Origin of the sequence: Streptomyces sp. NPDC006259, from assembly GCF_042870975.1 — a bacterium.
Lineage (GTDB): Bacteria > Actinomycetota > Actinomycetes > Streptomycetales > Streptomycetaceae > Streptomyces.
In genome coordinates this window covers 572,411-595,532 of sequence record NZ_JBIAHY010000002.1, presented here as the reverse complement: position 1 = coordinate 595,532, position 23,122 = coordinate 572,411, and the positions used below count along the sequence as shown (strand labels likewise).

At 74.0% G+C, this 23,122-nt stretch carries 23 protein-coding genes and 1 pseudogene; 16 read left to right on the top strand and 8 right to left on the bottom strand.

Annotation, left to right across the window (positions count from 1 at the left end):
- Positions 1-76: 76 nt before the first annotated feature.
- The 4 genes from ACFYO5_RS08660 to ACFYO5_RS08645 all read left to right on the top strand — a co-directional run bounded on the left by ACFYO5_RS08660 (position 77) and on the right by ACFYO5_RS08645 (position 2,911).
- The gene (locus ACFYO5_RS08660; RefSeq protein WP_388705810.1) at positions 77-493 is read left to right on the top strand and encodes a cupin domain-containing protein; all 417 of its coding nucleotides are present in this window, start codon (positions 77-79) and stop codon (positions 491-493) included.
- 360 nt (positions 494-853) lie between these two features.
- Positions 854-1,846 carry a dihydroxyacetone kinase subunit DhaK gene (gene dhaK, locus ACFYO5_RS08655; protein ID WP_356564063.1) on the top strand — a complete coding sequence of 331 codons (993 nt, stop codon included), beginning with the start codon at positions 854-856 and terminating at the stop codon, positions 1,844-1,846.
- A gap of 46 nt (positions 1,847-1,892) precedes the next feature.
- Positions 1,893-2,492, top strand: coding sequence for a dihydroxyacetone kinase subunit DhaL (gene dhaL / locus ACFYO5_RS08650; RefSeq protein WP_356564061.1), 600 nt, complete (start codon positions 1,893-1,895; stop codon positions 2,490-2,492).
- An 8-nt stretch (positions 2,493-2,500) separates the two neighbouring features.
- Positions 2,501-2,911 (top strand): PTS fructose transporter subunit IIA, encoded by a 411-nt coding sequence (locus tag ACFYO5_RS08645; RefSeq protein WP_356564059.1) that lies wholly within the window; start codon positions 2,501-2,503, stop codon positions 2,909-2,911.
- 313 nt (positions 2,912-3,224) lie between these two features.
- Here the strand turns inward: ACFYO5_RS08645 and ACFYO5_RS08640 are convergent.
- A pseudogene (locus tag ACFYO5_RS08640) lies at positions 3,225-3,929 on the bottom strand (glycoside hydrolase family 75 protein); the annotation flags it as partial.
- A 398-nt stretch (positions 3,930-4,327) separates the two neighbouring features.
- On the opposite strand from ACFYO5_RS08640, the gene ACFYO5_RS08635 reads away from it, so the two are divergent.
- From ACFYO5_RS08635 to ACFYO5_RS08620, 4 genes are all read left to right on the top strand, one after another.
- Complete coding sequence (locus tag ACFYO5_RS08635) at positions 4,328-5,284, top strand: fibronectin type III domain-containing protein (RefSeq protein ID WP_388705806.1); 957 nt, start codon at positions 4,328-4,330, stop codon at positions 5,282-5,284.
- Between the two features lie 383 nt (positions 5,285-5,667).
- Positions 5,668-6,207: a hypothetical protein gene (locus ACFYO5_RS08630; protein ID WP_388705803.1), complete on the top strand. Its 540-nt coding sequence runs from the start codon at positions 5,668-5,670 to the stop codon at positions 6,205-6,207.
- A 166-nt stretch (positions 6,208-6,373) separates the two neighbouring features.
- A complete protein-coding gene (locus ACFYO5_RS08625) occupies positions 6,374-6,904 on the top strand; it encodes an SRPBCC family protein (protein ID WP_388705801.1) in 531 nt (176 codons plus the stop codon).
- A 107-nt stretch (positions 6,905-7,011) separates the two neighbouring features.
- A complete protein-coding gene (locus ACFYO5_RS08620; protein WP_388705799.1) occupies positions 7,012-7,491 on the top strand; it encodes a hypothetical protein in 480 nt (159 codons plus the stop codon).
- Between the two features lie 26 nt (positions 7,492-7,517).
- On the opposite strand, the gene ACFYO5_RS08615 is transcribed toward ACFYO5_RS08620, so the two are convergent.
- The 4 genes from ACFYO5_RS08615 to ACFYO5_RS08600 form a co-directional block, all read right to left on the bottom strand.
- Positions 7,518-8,066, bottom strand: coding sequence for a PadR family transcriptional regulator (locus tag ACFYO5_RS08615; protein WP_388705797.1), 549 nt, complete (start codon positions 8,064-8,066; stop codon positions 7,518-7,520).
- A 31-nt stretch (positions 8,067-8,097) separates the two neighbouring features.
- On the bottom strand, positions 8,098-10,113 hold the full coding sequence (locus ACFYO5_RS08610) for an NADPH-dependent 2,4-dienoyl-CoA reductase (protein ID WP_356564046.1): 2,016 nt from the start codon (positions 10,111-10,113) through the stop codon (positions 8,098-8,100).
- 171 nt (positions 10,114-10,284) lie between these two features.
- A complete protein-coding gene (locus tag ACFYO5_RS08605) occupies positions 10,285-10,653 on the bottom strand; it encodes a hypothetical protein (protein ID WP_388705794.1) in 369 nt (122 codons plus the stop codon).
- A gap of 120 nt (positions 10,654-10,773) precedes the next feature.
- The gene (locus ACFYO5_RS08600; protein ID WP_388705791.1) at positions 10,774-11,655 is read right to left on the bottom strand and encodes a hypothetical protein; all 882 of its coding nucleotides are present in this window, start codon (positions 11,653-11,655) and stop codon (positions 10,774-10,776) included.
- Between the two features lie 241 nt (positions 11,656-11,896).
- Between ACFYO5_RS08600 and ACFYO5_RS08595 the strand changes: the two genes are divergently transcribed.
- Positions 11,897-13,960, top strand: coding sequence for a SpoIIE family protein phosphatase (locus ACFYO5_RS08595; RefSeq protein WP_388705788.1), 2,064 nt, complete (start codon positions 11,897-11,899; stop codon positions 13,958-13,960).
- Positions 13,961-14,409: 449 nt separating this feature from the next.
- Here ACFYO5_RS08595 and ACFYO5_RS08590 read toward each other — a convergent pair whose 3' ends face one another.
- Positions 14,410-15,225 carry a putative protein N(5)-glutamine methyltransferase gene (locus ACFYO5_RS08590; protein WP_388705786.1) on the bottom strand — a complete coding sequence of 272 codons (816 nt, stop codon included), beginning with the start codon at positions 15,223-15,225 and terminating at the stop codon, positions 14,410-14,412.
- A gap of 264 nt (positions 15,226-15,489) precedes the next feature.
- Between ACFYO5_RS08590 and ACFYO5_RS08585 the strand changes: the two genes are divergently transcribed.
- The gene (locus ACFYO5_RS08585) at positions 15,490-15,939 is read left to right on the top strand and encodes a MarR family winged helix-turn-helix transcriptional regulator (protein ID WP_356564036.1); all 450 of its coding nucleotides are present in this window, start codon (positions 15,490-15,492) and stop codon (positions 15,937-15,939) included.
- Between the two features lie 28 nt (positions 15,940-15,967).
- Here the strand turns inward: ACFYO5_RS08585 and ACFYO5_RS08580 are convergent, their stop codons facing one another.
- Both ACFYO5_RS08580 and ACFYO5_RS08575 read right to left on the bottom strand, forming a co-directional pair.
- Positions 15,968-16,681: a GNAT family N-acetyltransferase gene (locus tag ACFYO5_RS08580; protein WP_356564034.1), complete on the bottom strand. Its 714-nt coding sequence runs from the start codon at positions 16,679-16,681 to the stop codon at positions 15,968-15,970.
- Complete coding sequence (locus ACFYO5_RS08575; protein WP_388705782.1) at positions 16,678-17,610, bottom strand: NADP-dependent oxidoreductase; 933 nt, start codon at positions 17,608-17,610, stop codon at positions 16,678-16,680. Before ACFYO5_RS08575 ends, ACFYO5_RS08580 begins: the two co-directional genes overlap by 4 nt.
- A gap of 203 nt (positions 17,611-17,813) precedes the next feature.
- On the opposite strand from ACFYO5_RS08575, the gene ACFYO5_RS08570 reads away from it, so the two are divergent.
- The 6 genes from ACFYO5_RS08570 to ACFYO5_RS08545 all read left to right on the top strand — a co-directional run bounded on the left by ACFYO5_RS08570 (position 17,814) and on the right by ACFYO5_RS08545 (position 23,116).
- Positions 17,814-18,419 carry a sulfite oxidase-like oxidoreductase gene (locus tag ACFYO5_RS08570; RefSeq protein WP_388705779.1) on the top strand — a complete coding sequence of 202 codons (606 nt, stop codon included), beginning with the start codon at positions 17,814-17,816 and terminating at the stop codon, positions 18,417-18,419.
- Positions 18,412-19,167: a ferredoxin reductase gene (locus ACFYO5_RS08565; RefSeq protein ID WP_388705776.1), complete on the top strand. Its 756-nt coding sequence runs from the start codon at positions 18,412-18,414 to the stop codon at positions 19,165-19,167. Before ACFYO5_RS08570 ends, ACFYO5_RS08565 begins: the two co-directional genes overlap by 8 nt.
- A 161-nt stretch (positions 19,168-19,328) precedes the next feature.
- Positions 19,329-19,913: a hypothetical protein gene (locus ACFYO5_RS08560; RefSeq protein WP_388705773.1), complete on the top strand. Its 585-nt coding sequence runs from the start codon at positions 19,329-19,331 to the stop codon at positions 19,911-19,913.
- A gap of 111 nt (positions 19,914-20,024) precedes the next feature.
- Positions 20,025-20,993 carry an acetylxylan esterase gene (locus ACFYO5_RS08555; RefSeq protein ID WP_388705770.1) on the top strand — a complete coding sequence of 323 codons (969 nt, stop codon included), beginning with the start codon at positions 20,025-20,027 and terminating at the stop codon, positions 20,991-20,993.
- A 104-nt stretch (positions 20,994-21,097) separates the two neighbouring features.
- Positions 21,098-22,264 carry a serine hydrolase domain-containing protein gene (locus ACFYO5_RS08550; RefSeq protein ID WP_388705767.1) on the top strand — a complete coding sequence of 389 codons (1,167 nt, stop codon included), beginning with the start codon at positions 21,098-21,100 and terminating at the stop codon, positions 22,262-22,264.
- A 123-nt stretch (positions 22,265-22,387) separates the two neighbouring features.
- A complete protein-coding gene (locus ACFYO5_RS08545; RefSeq protein WP_356564020.1) occupies positions 22,388-23,116 on the top strand; it encodes a GntR family transcriptional regulator in 729 nt (242 codons plus the stop codon).
- Positions 23,117-23,122: the final 6 nt, after the last annotated feature.

Genomic DNA, 23,122 nt, shown 5'->3' with positions numbered 1-23,122 from the left:
ACCCACCGCACGGGCCCTCCGAACGGCCCCCGCCCCCTCCCGAGCACCTACCAGCGCCCCCGCCAGGAGAAGCACCATGGAATTCGCCAAGCGGCAGCCCACCGTCAAGGCTCCGGCCGACTGGTTCACGGGTGACGTGTGGTTCGACGTGATCCACGCGGGCCAGGAGCCGTCCCGGATGCGCGCCAACCTGGTGCGCTTCTCGCCCGGCGCGCGCACGCACTGGCACTCCCAGGCCCTGGGCCAGGCGCTGTACGTCGTCTCCGGCACCGCCCTGATCGGCACTCGCGACGGCACGGTCTTCGAGGCCCACCCCGGCCAGACCGTCACCTGCCCGCCCGGCGAGGAGCACTGGCACGGCGCCGTCCCGGACCGATTCATGGAGCACATCGCCCTGTGGGAGGGGCTCGGCGACGGCACCCCGGAGGCCGAGTGGCGGGAGCCGGTCACCGACGAGCAGTACAGCGGGCCGCGCACCACGGATCGCGTCTGAACCGTCGACCGCCCCTCGGGGGCCCGGATTCGCGTCGTCCGCCGGAGGAGTCGACTCCCTCTCCCGCGGCGGCGCCGGGTACCCGGCCATGTCGTGGACCACGGCCGGCGGACGGGCGGACGGCGGTACCGCGCTCCGGGCGGGCCGGATCGCCCGTTCAGGTGACCTTCGCTCCCGCAAGGTCGATACTTCGGACAGGAGGTCCTGAGCCGATTCGCACCCCACCGTCCGGGAGACTTGACGGAGCGTCGTCGAACGCGGCGTCGAGTCGGCGTCCGTGCCGGCGTGAGGCGCCCTCGTCCGGCCGGCGGCAAGAACACAGATCACGATCCACCTGCCGATTCTTCCAGGAGGTACCCCATGAGGATGCTGATCAACGTCCCGGAGACCGTGGTCGCCGACGCGCTGCGGGGAATGGCCGCCGCGCATCCCGAACTGACCGTGGACGTCGAGAACCGGGTGATCGTGCGGCGGGACGCTCCGGTCGCGGGGAAGGTGGGGCTGGTCTCCGGGGGCGGGTCCGGGCACGAGCCGCTGCACGGGGGGTTCGTCGGGCCGGGAATGCTGTCGGCTGCCTGTCCCGGTGAGGTGTTCACCTCTCCCGTGCCCGACCAGATGGTGCGTGCCGCCGCGGCCGTGGACAGCGGGGCGGGGGTGCTGTTCATCGTCAAGAACTACACGGGTGACGTGCTGAACTTCGACATGGCCGCCGAACTCGCCGAGGACGAGGGCATCCAGGTCGCCAAAGTGCTGGTCGACGATGACGTCGCGGTGACCGACAGCCTGTACACGGCGGGGCGGCGCGGCACGGGCGCGACCCTGTTCGTGGAGAAGATCGCGGGCGCCGCCGCCGACGAGGGCCGGCCGCTGGAGCAGGTCGAGGCGATCGCCCGGCAGGTCAACGAGAACGCGCGCAGCTTCGGCGTGGCGCTCAGTGCCGTCACCACGCCGGCCAAGGGCAGCCCCACCTTCGACCTGCCGGTGGGCGAGCTGGAGCTGGGCATCGGCATCCACGGCGAGCCCGGCCGGGAGCGGCGGGCCATGATGACCTCCGGCGAGATCGCCGACTTCGCGGTGCACGCCGTGCTGGAGGACCTCGCGCCGCGCAACCCGGTGCTCGTCCTGGTCAACGGCATGGGCGCGACGCCGCTGCTGGAGCTGTACGGCTTCAACGCCGAGGTCCAGCGGGTGCTCGGCGAGCGCGGGGTCGCCGTCGCCCGTACGCTCGTCGGCAACTACGTGACCTCCCTCGACATGGCCGGCGCCTCGGTGACGGTGTGCCAGGTCGACGAGGAGCTGCTGCGGCTGTGGGACGCGCCTGTGCGGACGCCGGCGTTGCGCTGGGGTGTGTGAGAAGGCGGAGGAAACGATCAACGTACCGACCACGCAAGGAGATCCCGTGCTCGACGCCGACTTCTTCCGCCGCTGGATGACGGCGACCGCCGCGTCCGTCGACCGCGAGACGGAACGGCTCACCGCCCTCGACTCGCCGATCGGCGACGCCGATCACGGCAGCAACCTCCAGCGGGGTTTCGCCGCCGTCACCGCCGTCCTGGAGAAGGAGGCTCCCGCGACTCCGGGAGCCGTTCTCGTCCTCGCCGGACGTCGGCTCATCTCGACCGTCGGCGGGGCGTCCGGACCGCTGTACGGCACCCTGCTGCGTGGCACCGGCAAGGCGCTGGGGGACGCGGCCGAGGTGAGCGAGGAGGAGTTCGCGACGGCGTTCCGCGCGGGCGTCGACGCGGTCATGCGGCTGGGCGGGGCCGCGCCCGGCGACAAGACGATGATCGACGCGCTGGTGCCCGCCGTGGACGCGCTCGGCGACGGCTTCGGGGCGGCACGGGCCGCGGCCGAGCAGGGCGCCCTCGCCACCACCCCGCTCCAGGCCCGCAAGGGCCGGGCGAGCTATGTGGGCGAGCGGAGCATCGGGCACCAGGACCCGGGCGCCACCTCGGCGGCGCTGCTGGTAGCGGGTCTCGCGGAAGCGAACGGGGAGTGAGCGCGGCCATGGCCGACGACAGGCTGGTGGGAATCGTGCTCGTGTCGCACAGCGCGCAGGTGGCGGCCTCGGTCGCCGAGCTGGCCCGGGGTCTCGCGGGCGGCGGCACCGCCGTGCCCGTCGCCCCGGCGGGCGGCACGGAGGCCGGCGGGCTGGGGACCAGCGCGGAACTGATCGCCGCCGCTGCCGCCTCGGTCGACCGCGGCGCCGGGATCGCCGTCCTCACCGACCTCGGCAGTGCCGTCCTCACCGTGAAGGCGCTGCTCGCGGAAGGCGACGAACTCCCCGACGGCACCCGCCTCGTGGACGCGCCGTTCGTGGAGGGCGCGGTGGCCGCGGTCGTCACGGCGTCGACGGGAGCCGACCTCGACGCGGTGGAGGCGGCTGCCTCGGAGGCGTACACCTACCGGAAGGTCTGACGGCGATCCGGGCGGCGGGCTCGGCGGGACCGGGCGCTCCCGCCGCCCACCCCCACCGCCGCCCTCCGCCCCGCCGGCCGCGCCCCGCCGACCGCCTGACGCACCCGCCGCCCGACACGCGCCCTCACCCGTCCGCGCCCGCCTCGCCGCCGGCCTGCGGCCCGGCGGGCGACTCGGCGGGTGACTCGGCCTGCGGCCCGGCGGGTGGCTCGACGGTCGACTCGGCCTGCGGCCCGGCGGTTGGCTCGGCGGCCGGACCGGCGGGGGGCTCGGCGGGTGGCCCGGCGGGTGACTCGGCCGCCGGACCGGCGGGTGGCCCGGCCACGAACGTCCGCGCCAGCCGCTCCCCCACCTCGCCCGCCGACGCGTGGCTCTCGATGGGGGTCGCCCGCGAGTCCTTGAAGACGATGTAGGTGACGCCGGAGGCCACGCCCCCGCCGTGCGGGTCGGGGCGGATGCCCAGCGCCTCGGCGGCGGCGTAGGAGGCCTCGCCGATGATCTCGCGCGGCCCCACGTCCCCCACCACCGCGTAGTGGACCTGGTCCCGGTAGACGACGGCCGCGACGCTCCCGCCGCCCACTCGGTGGTCGCGGTGGTTCCAGACGGGGCTCACGCCCGGTACGACGATGAACGGCAGGCTCTCCGCGCTCAGGTAGCGGCCGTCGGACTGGCGGAAGGCGGTGGCGGGCGAGAACAGGGGGTCGGTGGTGCTGTTGCAGCGCGGGCCGGGCCGGCCGTCGCAGTCGATGTCCATGTCGGCCGTCCAGAAGACCGCGTCGTCGGTCCCGCACACCGGGATCGTCGCGGGGGCGTCGGCATCGGTGCGGTAGCGGCCCCGGGAGACGGGGGTGCAGTCCCGCACCCGGGCCAGCAGCTCGGCGGCGCTCACGGGCCCCTCCTGCTGCCGTGCCGTCGGTCCGCGGGGGACGTCGGAGCCTCGGGACGCGGCGGCGGGCGGTGGGGCCGGAGCCAGCAGCGCGAGACCGGCCACGGCCAGCGTCAGCGACTGAACACGCACGTTGAGGGGCCCTCTCGTCGGGGACTGGGACGAACACTCGGCCAATGTGAGGCCGGTCAGGTCCGGGGTCCAGCCCGAGAGGGCCGTACGGAGCAGTGATTTAGGCGATTTGCGCGCCGGGCCGCCGTTCTGACGGTGCGACAGGGGCCGGGGACCGGCGCCTTCTCGGCATCGGCCGCCCGGCCGCCCCGCCGACGCGGGATCAGCGACGACAGCGGCCCGCGTCACCGGCGTGAACCGCCTGCGGTCCAGGGGGAGTTCAGCCGCGAGAAGCCTCCAGCATACGTAACTCCCCGCGCCGCCCGCCAACCTCGCGCCCCACACCCTCTTGATGTGCCCGCACCGACGAGCCATATTGGTCCGGACCATTGCCGCCGTGCCGGGTCGGGAGGCGAAGCGTGCGACGCGTTGTGCTGTGCGGAGGGGTGCTCGTCCTGTGCTGCGGCTGCGCGGCACCGGGTGGCGCAGACGAGGGACGGGCGCCGGGCGCGCCGACGGGCGTCACCGCCGAGGCGGGCAGCGCGACCAGCGTGCACGTGATGTGGAACGCGCTCTCGGCGGCCGGCGCCTACGAGGTGTACCGGGGCACCACGAAGGTCGGGGACGTGCCCGGTTCCGCGCACATGCTCGACGTCACCCGTCTCACACCGTCCACCGCGTACGTCTTCACCGTCCGGGCCCGTGACGACGCGGGCCGGCTGGGGCCGCGCAGCCGGGAGGCGCGGGCCACGACTCCGGCGGCGGTCGCGGCGGACCGTTCGGCCCCGTCCCGGCCGGGCGGCGCCACGGGCCGGGCGGCCGGGAGCCGGGCCGTCCAGCTGTCCTGGACGGCGGCCACGGACGACCGGAAGGTGGTGTCGTACGACGTCTTCCAGGGCGGGACGAAGATCCACAGCGTCGGCGGCGGTCAGACGGCGACCGTCGTCACGGGGTTGCGGCCGGCCACCCGGTACTCCTTCACCGTCCGGGCGCGGGACGCGGCCGACAACCTCTCGCCCGCCAGCGCGGCCGTGCGACTGAGCACGGCGCCGGGCGCCGACGAGGGACGGGACACCGCGCCCGCGGCCTTCCGGGCGGCGACCCACCGGGCCGACGGGGCGTACTACATCGACCTGGTGTGGGTGCCGCCGCGGGTGGACGGGGTCGTCACGGAGTACCAGATCCAGCTCGACGGACAGCCGGCCACCTCGCTGCTCTGGGGCGGGACCCCGCCGCGCGACGAGGCGGCCCACAGCTTCTACGTGGGGCGCGAAGCCGGTGCCGAGCACCGGGTACGGCTGCGGGCCCGGCTGCCGGACGGGACCTGGGGGGCGTTCACGACGGAGCGGGCGGTGACGACGGGCAGCCCGCCGTGACGACAGGAGCCGACCGGAGCCGGTTTCCGCCCCCGGACCGCCCTCGGACCGCCCTCGGACCGAACGGCTCGGACCGCCCCCGGTCCGCACGGCTCGCCCGGCCCCTCGGCGAGCGGCGGCCGGGAGGCGGCCATGACCGTGTGGACGAGCCGTGCCCGGACCGTCGCGCGCTCGACGACCCACCCCGTCGACGAGAGGTCCGGCCGTAGGGGCGCAAGCGGGCGGGGCGTCCCCCTGGGCCGTCCGGACGAACCTGTCACCTGCCCGGCCGCGGCCGGGGTGCGGGCCGGGCCGGGGCGACATTGGCTGCCTCTGAAGGCAGCACGGGCGTACCCGACCCTCGGCGGCGCAAGGTCGCCAACCGTGCCGCCGGAGGACTTCCGATGCGCACTTCCCCTCTTCTCGCCCGCTGCGGACTGACCCTGGCAGCCACCGCCGCACTGCCCCTCGCCGTGACCGCCCAACCCGCTGCCGCGCGGGCCTCGGGCATCTCCGTCAGCACGTCCGGCTCCACGGTGTCCGTGGTGACCAGCGCGTGCGCCCAGATCAACGGCAGCTGGGGCACGGCGGCCCTGCTCGACAGCAGCCAGGCGAACTTCGCCCAGGGACGCCAGGTGGCCCTGTCGGGCACCAGCGTCAGCCAGTCCGCCGCCTGGTCCAACGTCTCCCGGGGCACCCACACGGTCGTCGTGGTGTGCTCCAGCGGCAGCACCGCCGGCACCCAGTCGGTGATCGTGTCCCCCGCCACCACGCCCACGATCTCCGCGACGGCCTCGCCGTCCCGCGGCGTGATGGGCGGCATGGGCGGCGCGACCCACGACTACGGCACCGTCACCCTGGTGGCGGGCGGCACCCTCGTCGCCACGGGTGTCGTCGCGACCGCCTGGTTCCTGCGCCGCCGTACGAAGCCCTACCGGCTGTAGGACCCGATCGCGACAGCGATGCGGCGCGGGCCTGGTGGACGGCGGACACCCGCTGTCCACCAGGCCCGCGCCGTCATGCGCCGATCAGGCCGGCCGAGGTCGCCAGGGGCCGGCGGGGGCCGGCCACCGTTGATATTATGCAGGTAATTACCTGCATAATGGAGTCATGAACCTCGATCCGGTCTCCCGACCGGCGTCCGGCACGGAGGAGTACGCCATGCCCACCGACACCACGCCCGTGCCGGACTACGTCTACGTCACCTACATCCGCGCGACCTCGGACCAGGTCTGGCAGGCACTGACGGACGCCGACCTCACCGCGCGCTACTGGGGACACGCCAACATCTCCGACTGGGAGCCCGGCTCGGCGTGGGAACACCGTCGCGCCGACGGATCAGGCGTCGTCGACGTCGTCGGCCGGGTGCTCGAGACGGAGCCGCCCACCCGCCTGGTCATCACCTTCGACGACGCCCCGGACGCGTCGGAGCCGCGCGAGCCGTCGGTGGTCACCTTCCTCGTCGAACCCCACGCCGACATCGTCCGTCTCACCGTGACCCACGAGAACCTTCCCGACCGGGAGATGCTGGGCGGCATCTCGCACGGCTGGCCCGCGGTGCTGGCCAACCTCAAGTCACTGCTGGAGACCGGCGAGGTCCTGCCTCAGGCGCCCTGGGAGATGAACCGCGCCCACAGCTGAGCCGCCGCGGGTCGTGCCGCCCGCACCGCCACCGCCGAATCCCGCGCCACCACCGGGTCCGCGTGCCGCCGCGAGGACGCCGTAGCGCGGGAGAGAGAAGAACATCCATGGACACCACCCCGCTGCGCGACGCCCACCACGCGCTGCTGGAGGCAGCCGCCACCGTGGCCGGAGCCGGGACCGCCGACCGGCCCCCGTCGGACGGCGAGTGGGACGCCGGGCAGATCCTGGCGCACGTCAGCCTCATCGACGCCGCCACCGTCGCCGCCGTCGTCTCCGCCGCTTCGGGCGCGGTCACGACGTACGACAACCGGGTGGCGCAGGATGCCTGGACTCTCGGGCGGGTCGGCGCGCTGGCCGGCGGCGAGGCGGGGCTCCGGGAGCGCGTACGGCTTCAGGGGGAGGCCCTGTGCGCGCTCGTCGCGCCGCTGAGCGAGGCCGAACTGGACACCCCGGTACCGACCCTGCTGCTCTCGCACGGCCAGGTCCTGGTCGACCGGCCGATGCCGCTGAGGGACCTCGTCACCGGCCTCGCGGAGGCTGAACTGCCGGGACACACCAAGCAGTTGCTGGCCCTGCTGCCGTAGGGCGCGGGGCGCGGGGCGGCCGAGGACTACGGCGTCGGTTCGTCCGGCTCGGGCAGTTCCTCCAGCGCCTCCGTCAGCCACTGCGTCCAGAAGGTCTCCAGCTCGATGCCCGCGCGCAGCACCAGGTGCTGGAGCCGTACCTGCGCGCTGTCGTCGCCGGGCGGGAAGTCCCGCTTCTCGATCTCCTCGTACTCGGCCAACTGCCGTCGGTGCAGGTCGAGATGGCGGCGCAGGTCCGCTTCGAGGCCCGCGGTGCCGACGACGGCGGCGGCGCGCAGCCGCAGCAGCATCGCGTCGCGGTGCGGCTTGGGGTCCTGCGCCGCGGCCGTCCACCGCCGGAGTTCGGCGCGGCCCGCGGGCAGGACCTCGTAGCTCTTGCGCTGCCCGCGGGCCGGCTGCTCGACGGGCTGGGCGCGGATGAATCCCTCCGCCTCCAGCCTTCCCAGCTCGCGATAGATCTGCTGATGCGTCGCCGACCAGAAGTAGCCGATCGACTTGTCGAACCGGCGGGTCAGATCCAGCCCCGACGACGGCTTCTCGAGCAGGGCGGTGAGGATCGCGTGCGGGAGTGACATGGGCTCATCCTAGGGACCGGCCGGGGCGCCGCTACAGGGCCGCGGCCAGCTCCGTACCCTGCTTGATGGCACGTTTGGCGTCCAGTTCGGCGGCCACGTCGGCACCGCCGATGAGGTGCGCGCTCGCGCCCGCGGCGACCAGTTCCTCGTACAGGCCCCGGCGTGGGTCCTGGCCCGTGCACAGCACGATGGTGTCGACCTCCAGGACGGTGCTCCGTCCGCCGACGGTGACGTGCAGCCCGGCGTCGTCGATGCGGTCGTAGCGCACGCCCGGGACCATGCGCACGCCGCGGTGCTTGAGTTCGGTGCGGTGGATCCAGCCGGTGGTCTTCCCGAGACCGGCGCCGACCTTGCCGGTCTTGCGCTGGAGCAGGTGGACGGTGCGCGGCGGGGCGCTCCGCTCGGGCGCGGCGAGGCCGCCGGGCGCCTGGTAGTCCATGTCGACGCCCCACTGCCGGAAGTACGTCGCCGGGTCCTCGCTCGCCTTGTCGCCGCCGTCGGTGAGGTACTCGGCGACGTCGAAGCCGATGCCGCCGGCGCCGAGGATCGCGACGCGGTCGCCGACGGGGGCGCCGTCGCGCAGCACGTCGAGGTAGCCGACCACGCTCGGGTGGTCGACGCCGGGGATGTCGGGGACGCGCGGGCTGACGCCCGTGGCCACGACGACCTCGTCGTGGTCCGTCAGGTCAGCCGCGGCCACGAACGTGTCGAGGCGGACGTCCACGCCGTGGGCGTCGAGCTGGTGGCGGAAGTAGCGCAGCGTCTCGTCGAACTCCTGCTTGCCGGGGACCTTGCGGGCCACGTTGAGCTGTCCGCCGATCTCCGCCGCGGCGTCGAACAGGGTGACCGTGTGGCCGCGTTCGGCCGCCGAGACCGCGCAGGCGAGTCCGGCGGGCCCGGCGCCGACGACCGCGACGCGCTTGCGGCGACGGGTCGGGGTGAGGACCAACTCGGTCTCGTGGCAGGCGCGCGGGTTGACCAGGCAGGAGGTGATCCGGCCGCTGAAGGTGTGGTCGAGGCAGGCCTGGTTACAGCCGATGCAGGTGTTGATGGCCTCGGGTGTGCCGGCCGCGGCCTTGCCGACGAAGTCGGGATCGGCGAGCATCGGCCGGGCCATCGACACCATGTCCGCGCAGCCGTCGGCGAGCAACTGCTCGGCCAGCTCCGGGGTGTTGATGCGGTTGGTGGTGACGAGCGGGACCGAGACCTCACCCATGAGCTTCTTGGTCACCCAGGTGTAGGCGCCGCGCGGCACGGAGGTGGCGATGGTGGGGATGCGGGCCTCGTGCCAGCCGATGCCGGTGTTGATGAGGGTGGCGCCGGCCGCCTCCACGGCCTTGGCGAGGGTGACGACCTCGTCCAGCGTCGAACCGCCGGGGACGAGGTCGAGCATCGACAGCCGGTAGATGACGATGAAGTCCTCGCCGACCGCCTCGCGCACCCGCCGCACGATCTCGACGGGGAAGCGCGTCCGGTTCTCGTAGGAGCCGCCCCAGCGGTCGGTGCGGTGGTTGGTCTGGAGGGCGATGAACTCGTTGATGAGGTAGCCCTCGGAGCCCATGATCTCGACGCCGTCGTAGCCCGCCTGCCGGGCGAGGCGGGCGGTGCGGGCGTAGTCGTCGATGGTCCGCTCGACCTCGGCGTCGGTCAGTTCGCGGGGCACGTGCGGGCTGATCGGCGCCTGAACCGCGCTGGGCGCCACCAGGTCCTCGTGGTAGGCGTAGCGGCCGAAGTGCAGGATCTGCAGGGCGATGCGGCCGCCCTCGCGGTGCACGGCCCCGGTGATCGCGCGGTGCTGCTCGGCCTCCGCGTCGGTGGTGAGCCTGGCGCCGCCCTCGTACGGGCGGCCCTCGTCGTTGGGGGCGATACCGCCGGTGACGATCAGGCCCACTCCCCCGCGCGCGCGGGCGGCGTAGAACTCCGCCATGCGCGCGAAGCCGTGCTCGGCCTCTTCCAGGCCCACGTGCATCGAGCCCATCAGGACGCGGTTGGGCAGGGTGGTGAAGCCCAGGTCGAGCGGGCTCAGCAGGTGCGGGTATCGGCTCATCGGGGCCCTCCGTGCGCGGTGTCGTGCCCCTGTAGTTGTAGAGGACCGCACACGGGTTATGCAACTAGTTGCACAATGGTCCCGACGTCGCCTTTCTCACGTCCGCGACTTCTCACGTCCGCGACTTCTCGCATCCGCGCCCTCTCGCGTCAGGGTCGGCGGTTCCCCACGTCACCGGCTTTCGAGCAGCAGGTGCAGCTCCGCCTCCTGGTCCCCCGAGGCGGAGGAGAGGTCCTTCACCTGGAACATGGAGTCCAGCGCCGTACGGAACCGCTCGATCGCCCAGTAGCCGCCCTGGACGTCGGCCGTGACGGAGGACGACAGCCGGGCCGGGCGGGCGCAGTCCCGCACGTCGCCGACCTCGAAGGTGCCGAGCCACACCATCGGACGGGTCTCGTGCTGCTGTTCGGGCACGTCGTCGGCGCAGCGGTCGGACGCGAAGCAGGCGCACAGCGTGTCGAACACGATCCGGGCGTCCTCCTTGCTGCAGTCGCTGATCTCCAGGGTGACGGACTCCGGATGGGGTCGCTCGCTGTCCATCGTGATCGCTCCTCTCGTGGTAACGCTGGAGCGGGTTCCCCGCGAACCGCGCCACATCCCAAGAAAAGCACCACTTCCCCGGGCGGGCACCACCTGGGCACCCCGCCCGGGAGGCCGGGATCACCGCGTGAAGCGGTACGTCCTGCTGTCCGTCAGCACACAGAAGCCGGGGGACACGACGATCACCCGCAGGGTGGCGGTGCGGCGGTCGTAGTCGACGCCCTCCGTCTCGAAGGAGCCCGCGCAGGAGCTGCGCAGCGGCAGTTGGCGCAGGGCCGTGACATGGCCGTTCACGTCCCCGGAGCCGTTCGGCTCGGCCGACAGGTCGATCTGGAGCAGCGGCTTGGTGATGCCGAAGAGGGTGCCCTCGGGGTCGTCGGAGGAGCACAGGAGGGTCGTCGGGCCGGTGAAGTCGCAGCCCTGGACGTCGCGCACCGCGTGGTCGAGCCGGACGGTGGAGGCCAGCGGCAGGTCGGCCGAGGGCGAGGTGCTCGGATTCGCCCCGGGGGTGGGCAGGACGAGCAGCCTGGTCATGGTGCCCCACTCGCCCGTGAGCATCCACCTGCCGCCCGGCGAGATGGCCACCCAGGAGTTGTTCAGGGCCTCGCCGGGGCCGAGCGCGTGCACGTACTCCGACCACGCGCCGCCCGGCGCCTGTACGCGGTACATCTTCGAGGTGCCCGAGTCCCGCTGGTAGGGCTCGACGTAGTAGCCGTCGTAGGAGGCGTCGGGGTCGCCGACGTGGTTCCAGCCGCGGAGACTCAGCCCGAAGGGGATCGTCCCGATGCCCGTGTAGCGGTTGGCGCTGTTCGCGGGGGTCTCGACCGAGGCCAGGCCCTGGCTCTCGGTCAGCGGGTCGGCGCGGTCGGAGCCGACCTCCGTCCAGATGTCGGCGGCCGCGGCGGGCGGGGCGGCGCAGAGGACCGCGGCGGTGGCCGTGGTCAGGGCGATCAGGGCGGTGCGCAGGGTGTGACGGCGTCTGCGGGCGGGGCGCGGGGGCATGGGTCTCCTCTGACGGGGGGGCGGGGTGCGCTCGGCGGACAGTGTGGCCGCGTTCGATGGTCATGTACAGACCAACCGGGTGGACTGCTGTGGACCATGAGGAGAACGGCGCGCGCCGCCGTACTGGAGGAGCATGGGAACGGTGCCCCAGACGTGGGATAAAACGGTTGAGCGCGGTAGAACTGGGGGAGTCGGCACGGGGGACGACGTGCCGCGTCGACGTACGGAGGCGGTGCGTGGCATGAGTGCAGCCGGATCGACCGCGGCCGAGGCCGGCGGCCCGACAGGGCCCAGCGGCCTGCTGGACGTGCTCAAGGTGGCCTCGGTCGTGCTGGACACCAAGGGCCACATCGTGCTGTGGAGTCCGCAGGCCGAGGAACTGTTCGGTTACCCGGCCAAGGAGGCGCTGGGTCGGTACGCGGCGCACGTGATGGTCCACGAACAGCACGTCGAGCTGGTCGTGAAGCTGTTCGCCGACGTCATGGCGACCGGCCGCACCTGGGAGGGCGCCTTCCCCATCCGGCGCAAGGACGGCAGCACCCGCCTGGTCGAGTTCCGCAACACTCGGCTCGTCGACGACCGGGGAGACGTCTACGCCCTCGGTCTCGCCGCCGACCAGTCCACGGTGCGCCGCGTGGAACGGGACGTGGCCCTGTCGACGCGCATGGTCACCCAGTCCCCGATCGGGCTGGCCGTTCTCGACACCCGGCTGCGGTACGTGTCGGTCAACCCGGCGCTGGAGCGCATCAACGGCGTCCCCGCGGCGGAACACCTGGGCCGGACGGTCCGTGAGGTGCTCCCGCTGCTGGACACCGGAGCCTTGGAGCCGGCGATCCGCGAGGTGCTGCGGACCGGGGTGCCCCTGGTCGACAGGTCCACGACCGGCCGTACGCCGGCGGACCCGGACCACGATCACGTCTGGTCCGTCTCGATGTACCGGCTGGAGGACGCTCGCGACACCGTGCTGGGCGTCGCGCTCTCCGTCGCCGACGTCACCGACCAGTACCGGGCGGGCGTCGAGGCGGAGGCCGCGCGCCGCCGTCTGGCCCTGATCGCCGACGCCTCCGCGCGCATCGGCACCACCCTCGACCTGGAACGCACCGCCGACGAGCTGGCCGACGTGGCCGTGCCGGAACTGGCCGACATCGCCGCCGTGGACCTGCTCGACGCGGTCGTGGGGGGCAGGCGCACCAGCCTGAGCCCTTCGGAACCCGCCCTGATCCGCGCCCTCGCCGTCCGCGCCGCCGACGCTCCGGACGCGCTGAGGGCGGCCGACCCACCCGGCCGCATCGCCCGCTACGCACCCGACCGGCTGGTCACCGAGTGCGTGCGCACCGGCCGGCCGGTCCTGCTGGCGCAGGTCGAGGAAGAGGATCTGGCGCGGATAGCCCGCTCCCCGGAGGCCGCCGGACTGCTGGCCCGGGCGGGCGTCCACTCCTATCTGGCGGTGCCGCTCATCGCGCGCGGCGAGGTGCTGGGCGCCTTGGACCTGAAACGGACCCGCAATCCGCTGCCGTTCGGCCGCGACGATCTCCTCCTCGCCCGGGAGCTGGCCGCCCGCGCGGCCGTGCAGATCGACAACGCCCGCTGGTACCAGAACGCCCGCAGCACCGCGCTGACGCTCCAGCGCAGCCTGCTGCCGAGCCACCCGCCGGTGACCGGCGGCCTGGAGGTGGCCTCGCGCTACCAGCCGGCCGGAGCCACCACCGAGGTGGGCGGCGACTGGTTCGACGTCATCCCGCTGGAGGACGGCAAGACCGCCCTCGTCGTCGGCGACGTCATGGGCAGCGGCATCGACGCCGCCGCCACGATGGGCCGGCTGCGCACCGCCACGACCACCCTGGCCTCCCTCGACCTCGATCCGGCGGTGCTCCTGGAACACCTCGACCGGATCACCTCGGGCCTGGACCACTTCATCGCCACCTGCGTGTACGTCGTCCACGACCCGCGCCTCGGCCGGTGCCGGATCGCCAACGCCGGGCACCTGCCGCCCGCCCGCGTGCGGGCCGGACACCCTCCGGAGCTGCTCGACCTGCCCACCGGGGCACCGCTCGGGGTCGGCGGGGTCGCCTTCTCCTCGACCGACGTCGACTTCGCCCCCGGCGACCAGCTCGTGCTCTACACCGACGGGCTGGTGGAGACGCGCACGCACTCCCTCGACGAGCGTCTGGACGCGCTGCTGGCGCTCCTCGACGACCCGGCACGTCCGCTGGAGGAGCTGTGCGACCTGCTGCTGCGGGCGCTGCACCACCCGGACAACCACGACGACGTGGCTCTGCTCGTGGCACGCGCCCGAGCACTCTGACGGCGGCCCCGTGACCGCGTACGGCCCGATCCGCCGGTGTTCACGCCGCCTCCTTCCTCACCGTGCGGCTCCCACGGCCACGGGGCGTGCCCACCGGGGCCCACCTCGGGGGGCGGGTCCCGACGGCAGCGGCGGACGGGCCTCGGACGGACGGTGGTCGCGGCGACGGCCGTCGCGGTCCTGACTGCCTGTGACCCCGCACGGCGAGGTCACCGTCCAGGAGAGCGAGTGGCTCGTCCGACGACACCCGCATCCTCAGGAGGGGAGAACGAGGTGTGCCGTCGGCTCCCGTGCCGAGCGAACCGCCGACCGCGCCCCCTCCGGCGCGTCCAGCGCGTCCGGCGGCAGCGACCCCGGAAACCGGCGCCACGCCTCCCCCGCGCGCCGGCCCCTGGGACCGCGACTGCCGCTCCCCCGAACCGCAGGGCAGCGGCGCCGCGACCTGACCGCTACTCCTTCGTCCCGATCACCACGTGGGCGTACAGGTCCTCGTCGGCGGCCGGGCGGGCCGTGAGGCCGCCCCGCCGGAACGCCTCGACGGCGTCCGCCGCCTGGAGTTCGCTCGTCTCGACCAGGACGCAGCCGCCGGGCGCGAGCCAGCCGGCCGCCTCGGCGGCGACCCGGCGCAGCACGTCGAGTCCGTCGACGCCGCCGTCCAGGGCGGTGAGCGGCTCGTGGTCGCGGGCCTCCGGAGGCAGCAGGGCGACCTCGCGGGTGGGGACGTACGGCACGTTCGCCGCCAGGATGTCGACGCGGCCGCGCAGTACGCCGGGGAGTGCGTCGAACAGGTCACCGGCGTGGACGTGGCCGCCGAGGGCGGCGACGTTGCGGCGGGCGCACCGTACGGCGGCCGGGTCGATGTCGGCGGCGTGCAGCTCGACGCGGCCGAGCGCCGAGGCGAGGGCGGCGCCGACGGCGCCGGAGCCGCAGCACAGGTCCACGACGACGGAGGCGTGCGGCGCCCCGGCCAGTGCCTGGCCGACGAGGAACTCGGTACGGCGGCGGGGCACGAAGACGCCCGCTTCGACGACGACGCGCCGGCCGAGGAACTCGGCCCAGCCCAGGACGATTTCGAGGGGCAGACCGGCCGCGCGGCGCTCCACCATCGCGGCGAGTTCGCCCGGTGTGCCGGCGGCGGTGAGGATCAGCTCCGCCTCGTCCTCGGCGAAGACGCATCCCGCGGTGCGCAGCGCCACGACGACGGCGTCACGGGAGAGGTACGGCGAGGAGGACGAGAGAGCGGAAGGTGAGGAAAACGGAGGCATGGAAGCCGAGAGCCTTTCGGAAGCCGAAGGGCGCTCTCGCGGTCGCCTACCGGCGGTCCGCGCGGTTCTGGGGGGAGAGCACCCGACCTGACACTGCGGTGATGGGTCCCACCTCCTCGGTCGCCGACGGCCGGGATCGTCCTCGGCCGACGGTCACCCTATCCCAACTGCCGCACGCCGGGCCCCCGGTCGGCCGCCCTGCGCATCCCCGGCGCAAGTTGTACTCTGCAACGAGATGGGCCGGCTGAACGTGAGGGAGACCAGGTGGACGCGCGCGAGGCGGTGGAGACGATCCAGCGCGAGATGACGGCCTTCGCCCGGCGCGCCCGTGCCTCGGCAGGCCGGCTGCATCCCGAGCTGTCCCTGGTGTCGTACACGCTCCTCGGCCACCTGGAGGACAGCGGCGGCTGCCGGGCCACCGACCTGGCCGCGCACTACGCGCTGGACAAGTCCACCGTCAGCCGCCAGGTCTCCGCCCTGGAACGGTCGGGGCTGATCGAGCGGCGTCAGGATCCCGCCGACCATCGGGTGCAGGTCCTGCACCTCACCGGCGCGGGCCGCGACATCCTCGCCCAGGTGACCGAGAGCCGCCGAGCGGCGTTCCGCGAGCGGCTCGCCGAGTGGCCGGAGCGGGATCTGGAGCGGTTCGCGGAGTATCTCGTGCGGTACAACGCGTGGGGCGGGACCGGGGGCGGGGCCTCGGACGGAGGCTGACCCCCGGCCGGCCCCGCCCCCGGCGCGGTCACGCCGCCGGCACCACGTCCCGCTCGGGCGCCCGTGCCGCCAGGAACGCCGTCCTGCGGCGCAGGCGGAACCCCAGCGACTCGTAGAGGCGGATGGCGACGGTGTTGGCCGCGCTGGTGTGGAGGAACGGGGTCTCGCCGCGTTCGCGGATGCCGTGGGCGACGGCCAGGATCAGCCGGGTGGCGAGGCCCTCGCCGCGGACGGCGGGATCGGTGCAGACCGCGCTGATCTCGGTCCAGCCCGGCGGATGCAGGCGCTCGCCCGCCATGGCGACGAGGACTCCCCCGCGGCGGACGCCGAGATAGGTGCCCAGTTCGACGGTGCGGCGTTCGAAGGGGCCGGGCCGGGTGCGGGCGACGAGGTCGAGCATGTCGGGGACGTCGGCGGGGCCGAGGCGGATCGCCTCCGCGTCGGGTGCGGCGGCCAGCCCGTCGTCGACGAACTGCACGCCCTCGACGCGCTGGGTGATCTCCCAGCCGACGGGCGTCTCGCCGCCGAAGCCGGGCAGCGGCACCTCCCCGCCGGGTCCGGCGAGCGCGGCGAGGTCCGCCCAGTCGTCGGCGTCCGGGTCGTCGGGCAGGGCCAGCCAGGGCGACACGTCGACGGGGTAGCGCACCACCCGGCCGCGGTGTTCGGCGAAGTGGGCGTGCGGGCCGGTGAGGGAGGCGAGAGCGGGGTTGTCCAGGACGTGCCGGGACTCGGCACGGCTCATATCGCGGTCCCGATCTCGATCACGACCTTGCCGCGGGCGTGGCCGTCCTCGACCTCGCGCAGTGCCTGGCCCGCCTGCTCCAGCGGGTAGGTGCGGGTGACGTGCGGGTCCAGGGTGCCCCGGACCACGAGGTCGGCGACGGCGGCGAGTACCTCGGCGGTGCGGGCTCGCGCCACGCGGGCGCCGCCGAGCCGCTCCACCTCCTCGGGTGGGGCGCCCGCGGTGATCAGCTTCGCGCGGTCGGTCAGCAGGTCGGCCGCCTCGCGCAGGACCTCGCCGCCCACGAGGTCGTAGACGCCGTGGAAGCCGTCCGGGGCCGCGAGGCGGGCGCGTTCGGACCAGCCCGGCCCGGACGTTACGTGCACGGCGCCCAGCGCCTCCAGGAGTTCCTTCTTGCCTTCGCTCGCGACGCCGACGACCCGCACCCCGAGCGCGCGGGCGATCTGCGCGACCGCCACGCCGACACCGCCGCCCGCGCCGGTGACCAGCAGCGTCGCCCCGGCGGGCAGGCCGAGCTGGTGCACGCCGTCGTAGGCGGTCGCGGCGGCGACCGGCAGGGTCGCGGCGTCGGTGAAGGACAGGGCGGCCGGCTTGGCCGCGGTGAGCCCCGTGGCGAGCAGCGCGTACTCGGCGTAACCGCCCGCGACGGCGGTGCCGAACACCTCGTCGCCGGGCGCGAAGCCGGTGACGTCCTCGCCGGTCTCCACGACGACACCGGCGACCTCGTTGCCCAGCACCGCGGGGAACGCGCGCTCACCCCTGTCGCCGGGACGCCGGTAGCCCGTGCGCTGCTTCCAGTCGACGGGGTTGACGCCCGCCGCACGCACCGCGACGAGCACCTGGCCGGGCCCCGGACGGGGCCGGTCCACGTCGGCGAGCGCCTCGGTCTCCGGTCCGCCGTACCGCGTGAAGACGTACGCCTTCGGCATTGCTCCCACTCTCCTTCGCTGCCGCCGGACACGGGATCCGGGTCGGAACGACACGTGCAAGGGGGATCGCGGGACGGCTATTCCCCGGGGGCGGGAGTGTTCATACGGGCTTAATGATCGACGGCCGGACGGGGGCCGGAGCACGACCGCCTTGCCCTTACGGTTGAATGCGTAAGCAACCGTCTCCCGCACGCTGGAACCCCATGAACGTCACCCGAGGCTTCACCGGACGCCCGCGCGTCGACAACCCGGGCCTGCCCCCGGGCCAGTACGACGCGGGCGACGACTGGCCCGTACTGTCCGCCGAGGTCACCCCGGACCTCGCGCCCGCCGACTGGAGCTTCCGGATCGGCGGGCTGGTGGACGCGCCCCGTACGTGGACCTGGGAGCAGGCCCACGCGCTGCCCGCCTCCGGGTACGAGGGCGACATCCACTGCGTCACCAGCTGGTCGAAGTTCGGCGTGCGGTTCGGGGGTGTGTCGCTCGACGCGTTCCTGGCGGAGGTGCGGCCGCGGGCGTCCGCGACCCACGCCGTCGCGTACTCGCACACCGGGTACACCACCAACCTGCCCCTCGCCGACCTCACCGGCGGGCGGGCGTGGATCGCCTTCGCGTACGGCGGCGAGCCGCTCTCCCCCGAGCACGGCGGCCCGGCGCGGCTGCTGGTGCCGCACCTGTACTTCTGGAAGAGCGCCAAGTGGATCGCCGGTCTGCGGCTCCTCGACCACGACGAGCCGGGGTTCTGGGAACAGAACGGCTACCACGCGAGGGGCAACCCGTGGGAGGAGCAGAGGTACTCCGGTGACTGAGACCTTCACTCCCCCGACCCGGTTCGCGGTGCCCGGCCGCATCGCCGTCAGCAACCGGGCGGCGTCGCTGTGGCAGACGGCCACGATCACCGAGATCCGCCGCGAGACGCCGTACGCGGCCACGTTCCGGCTGGCCGTGCCCCGGTGGGAGGGGCATCTGCCGGGGCAGCACCTGATGCTGCGGCTGCGGGCCCAGGACGGCTATCTCGCCCAGCGGCACTACTCGATCGCGTCGGCGCCCGACGACTCGGGGCACATCGAACTGACCCTGGACCACGTCGACGGCGGCGAGGTGTCGGGCTGGTTCCACACCGTGGCCGCGCCCGGCGACGAGGTGGAGGTGCGCGGTCCGCTGAGCGGCTTCTTCGCCTGGCCCGGAGACCGCCCCGCGCTGCTCGTCGGCGCCGGCTCCGGGGTCGTACCGCTGATGTCGATGGTGCGCCACCACCGGGCCCGGCGGCTCACGGTCCCGCTGCGCCTGCTGGTGTCCGCGCGCGGCCCCGAGGAGCTGATCTACGCGCGCGAGTACGGCGCGGAGACGACCCCCGTGTTCACGCGGACCGCGCCCGCGGGCACGCGCGTGGGCCGGCTCACGGCCGCCCATCTGGCAGCGGCGCTCGCGGAGCGGCCGGAGGGCGGCTGGGAGGCGTACGTGTGCGGGTCGAACGGGTTCGCCGAGCACGCCTCACGGCTGCTGGTGGAGGCGGGGCAGCCGGTGGACCGGATCCGGATCGAGCGGTTCGGCTGACGCTCGCCCGTCGCGGCCGACGCGTGTCCCCCGGCCCCGCTGTTCGGACATCTCCGGCCACCGCCGACATATCCGGCCCGCCCAAAAGGTGAAACGATTCCCCTCGTACGGGGTATCCCTCCCTCGTGGGCACTCGTCCGCGTGACGGCGAGGAGGTCGACATGCGAAGCGGGCTGCGCGGCTGGCGCTGGCGGCACAATCCGCTGCGGCGCCGGTCGGACGTCGTGGAGGCGTGGACGGTGCTGGTGGTCGCCGTGCTCGTGCTGGTCGGCGCACCGCTGGCCGGGGCGCTCGCCGGCCGATGGGCCCATCAGGACGCTCTGACCGTGGCGGCCGAGCAGCGGGCCGAGCGGCACCGCGTGCGAGCCGAGGTCGTGGGCCGGCCGCCCGACCCGCTGCCGACGGTGGAAGGCGCCCGGGAACACCGCTACCGGGTCGCCGTGCGCTGGACGGAACCCGGCGGGGTCCCGCACAGGACCACCGCGCTCGTGCCGGTCGGCACCCACCGGGGAGACCTGGTCGACGTGTGGTTCGACGCGCGGGGCCGGAGCGTCCCGCCGCCGCCCGACGGCACGGCGGTGTGGCAGCACACACTGACGCTCGGCGCGGCCACGGCCGGCGGCACGGCGGCAGCGGTGCTCCTCGGGCACGCGGTGCTGCGTCGGGTGGCCCTGCGGCACCGGCTGGCGGAGTGGGACCGGGAATGGGCGCGCACCGGGCCCGAGTGGAGCCGGCGCAGCGCCTGACGGCGGTGGCCGGGACGGCGTCGAGCCTGGTCCCGGGGTCTGGTAAGCGCTCCCACCGCCCACGTACGGTGTGATCATCCGTACGGCCACTTCACCACAAGGCGGTTGCTCATGGCCCTGTTCGACCTGTCCCTGGAGGAACTGCGCGAGTACCGCGCCGACTCCGCCGAGCCGGCGGATTTCGACGCGTTCTGGTCCAAGACCCTCCAGCAGGCCCGCGAGCACGACCTGGACGTCCGCTTCGAGCCGGTCGACACGGGGCTGGCCACGGTGCGTGTGTTCGACGTGACGTTCGCCGGATACGGCGGCCATCCGGTCAAGGCCTGGCTGACCCTGCCCGCGGCGGCGACGGAACCGGTGCCGCTGGTCGTGGAGTTCGTCGGCTACGGCGGGGGCCGCGGGCTGCCGCACGAGCACCTGCTGTGGGCGTCGACGGGCCGCGCGCACTTCGTCATGGACACCCGCGGCCAGGGCAGTGCCTGGGGCGGCGGTGGCGGTACCGCGGACCCCGTGGGCGCGGGGCCCGCGTTCCCCGGTTTCCTGACCCGGGGCATCGACGCCCCCGAGAACTACTACTACCGCCGGGTGTTCACGGACGCGGTGCGCGCCGTCGAGGCGGCCCGTTCGCACCCTCTGACGGACACGGCCCGCACGGTGGCGCTCGGGGCGAGCCAGGGCGGCGGCATCACGATCGCCGTGGGTGCCCTGGTGCCGGACCTGGTGGCGGTCGCTCCGGACGTGCCGTTCCTGTGCGACTTCCCGCGCGCGGCGACGCTGACGGACCGGCACCCCTACCGGGAGATCGGTCTGTTCCTCAAGACGCACCGCGGCCGCACGCAGGACGCGCTGCGCACCCTGTCCTACTTCGACGGTGTGCACTTCGCCTCCCGCGGTTCGGCGCCCGCCCTGTTCTCGGTGGCCCTGGAGGACCAGACCTGTCCGCCGTCGACGGTGTTCGCGGCCTTCAACGCCTGGGCGCACGAGGACCGGACGATCGAGGTGTACGACTTCAACGACCACGAGGGCGGCGGCCCGTACCACGAGGCCGCCAAGATGCGCTGGCTGCGGTCGTACGCGTGAGGTCCTGATCACGCCTTCCCCCTGATCCGACCAGTCGGTATGTTCGGGATGCCGGGCCGCGGGGTCGCGGCCCGGGCAGCATCCCGGCGGATCACGGAGGGCCCATGTCCGAGCACGTGTCACAGGTTCACGGCCACTGCGACGAGCGTTTCGCGGCGGTGCGCACCGCGTTCGAGGAGAACTTCCGGGAGCGGGGTGAACTGGGTGCCGCGGTGACCGTCACGGTCGACGGCGTGACCGTGGCGGACCTGTGGGGCGGCTGGGCCGACGCGGCACGCACGCGCGCGTGGGAGCGGGACACGCTGGTCAACGTGTGGTCGACGTCGAAGGGGCCGACGGCGCTGTGCGCGCACGTCCTGGCCGACCGGGGGCTGCTGGACCTCGACGCCCCGGTGGCGGCGTACTGGCCCGAGTTCGCCGCGGCGGGCAAGGAGGGCGTCCTGGTCCGCCACCTGCTGTCGCACCGCGCCGGGCTGGCGGGGCTGCGCGAGCCGCACACGCTGGAGCAGCTCTACGACTGGGAGCTGACCACCGCCCGCCTGGCGGCGACGGAGCCCTGGTGGGAGCCGGGCACCCGGTCCGGCTATCACGCGATCACCTACGGCTTCCTGGTCGGCGAGGTCGTGCGGCGGGTTTCGGGACTGCTGCCGGGCGCCTTCCTGGAGCGCGAGGTGACAGGGCCGCTGGGGATCGACTTCACCATCGGACTGCCGGAGAAGGAAGCCGGGCGGGCGGCCGAGCTGGTGCATCCGCCCGCCCCGTCGAACAGCGAACAGGCGTCAGTGTTCGGCCGGTTGGCGCCCGCGGCGATCGCCGCGCTGACCAATCCCCCGGCGGGCGCCGACGAGGCCAACACACCGGCCTGGCGGGCCGCGGAGATCCCGGCCGCCAACGGCCACGGCACCGCGCGGGCGGTCGCCGCGCTGTACGGCGTGCTCGCGGGCCGCGGCTCCTTCGGCGGCCGGCGCGTCCTGTCCCCCGAGGCGGCCGAACGGGTCCGCGAGGGCCAGGGCCCCTGCCGGGACCTGGTGCTGGGCGCCGGCTTCCGGCACGAGACGGAGATCGGGCTCGGCCTGTGGCTGAGCGGTGCGAACGGCTCCTACGGGCCCAACCCGCGGGCTTTCGGACACGACGGTTTCGGCGGCTCGTGCGGTCTCGCCGACCCGGAGGCCGGGGTGTCCCTGGGGTACGTGATGAACCGCATGGGGCCTCATATCGCGGATGACCCACGGAAGACGGCGCTGGTGAAGGCCGTGTACAGCGCCCTGTGAGGGGGCGGCGGGCGGTCCGGTTTCGGCCGTTCGGACCGCCCGCCCTTCCCTACTGGTTTAGACCAATGCTAGATCTGGTGGTGCACAAGCCCGCACGGCACGTCACCACAGGAGGCGCGCGGCATGGCCCGCCCCATCCCCCATGATCAGCCCCTCTACCGGCGCATAGCGAAGGAGTTGCTCGGAGAACTGCTCGACGGCACCATCCCACCCGGCGAACGCCTGCCCGCCGAGCGGCGGCTGGCGGAGCACTTCGGGGTCAGCCGGGTGACCGTCCGGCAGGCGCTGGAGGTGCTGCGCCGTGACGGACTGGTCGCCACCGACCGGCGCGGCAGCCACGCCGTCCTGCCGGGAGCACCGGTCGCCGACCCGGCCTGGCTGGCCTTTCCCGTCGGCTCCCGGCCCGCGGACGACTTCTGCGCGGTCGATCGCACCGCGCTGAGCTGGGAGCCGCCCCCGCCCGAACACGCCACCGCGCTCGACCTCGCCCCGCACCGGCCGACGCTGGTCCACCGCTACGAGTCGACGGGCACGGACGGCCGCGCCCTGCGGACGGCCGTGACGTCCTTCTCGGCGGTGGCGCTGGCCGAGGTGGAGGAACTCGCCCGCTACCGCGACCGGGGCGACGACACCGGCTCTCCGCAGCTCCGGCGCGTCTACGACTGGATGCGCCGGGCCGGGCTCACCCTGCACCACCGGGACGCCATCACCCGGCCGGACGACGCCCCGTCGATGCGGGTGACCCGGCACGTGCACGACCAGTACGCGCGGCCGCTGGAGATCACCGACCTGGTGGTCGAGACCCGTCAGGAGGCGCTGGTGTACACGTTCACCCTGCCCGCGGCCGACTGACCCGGC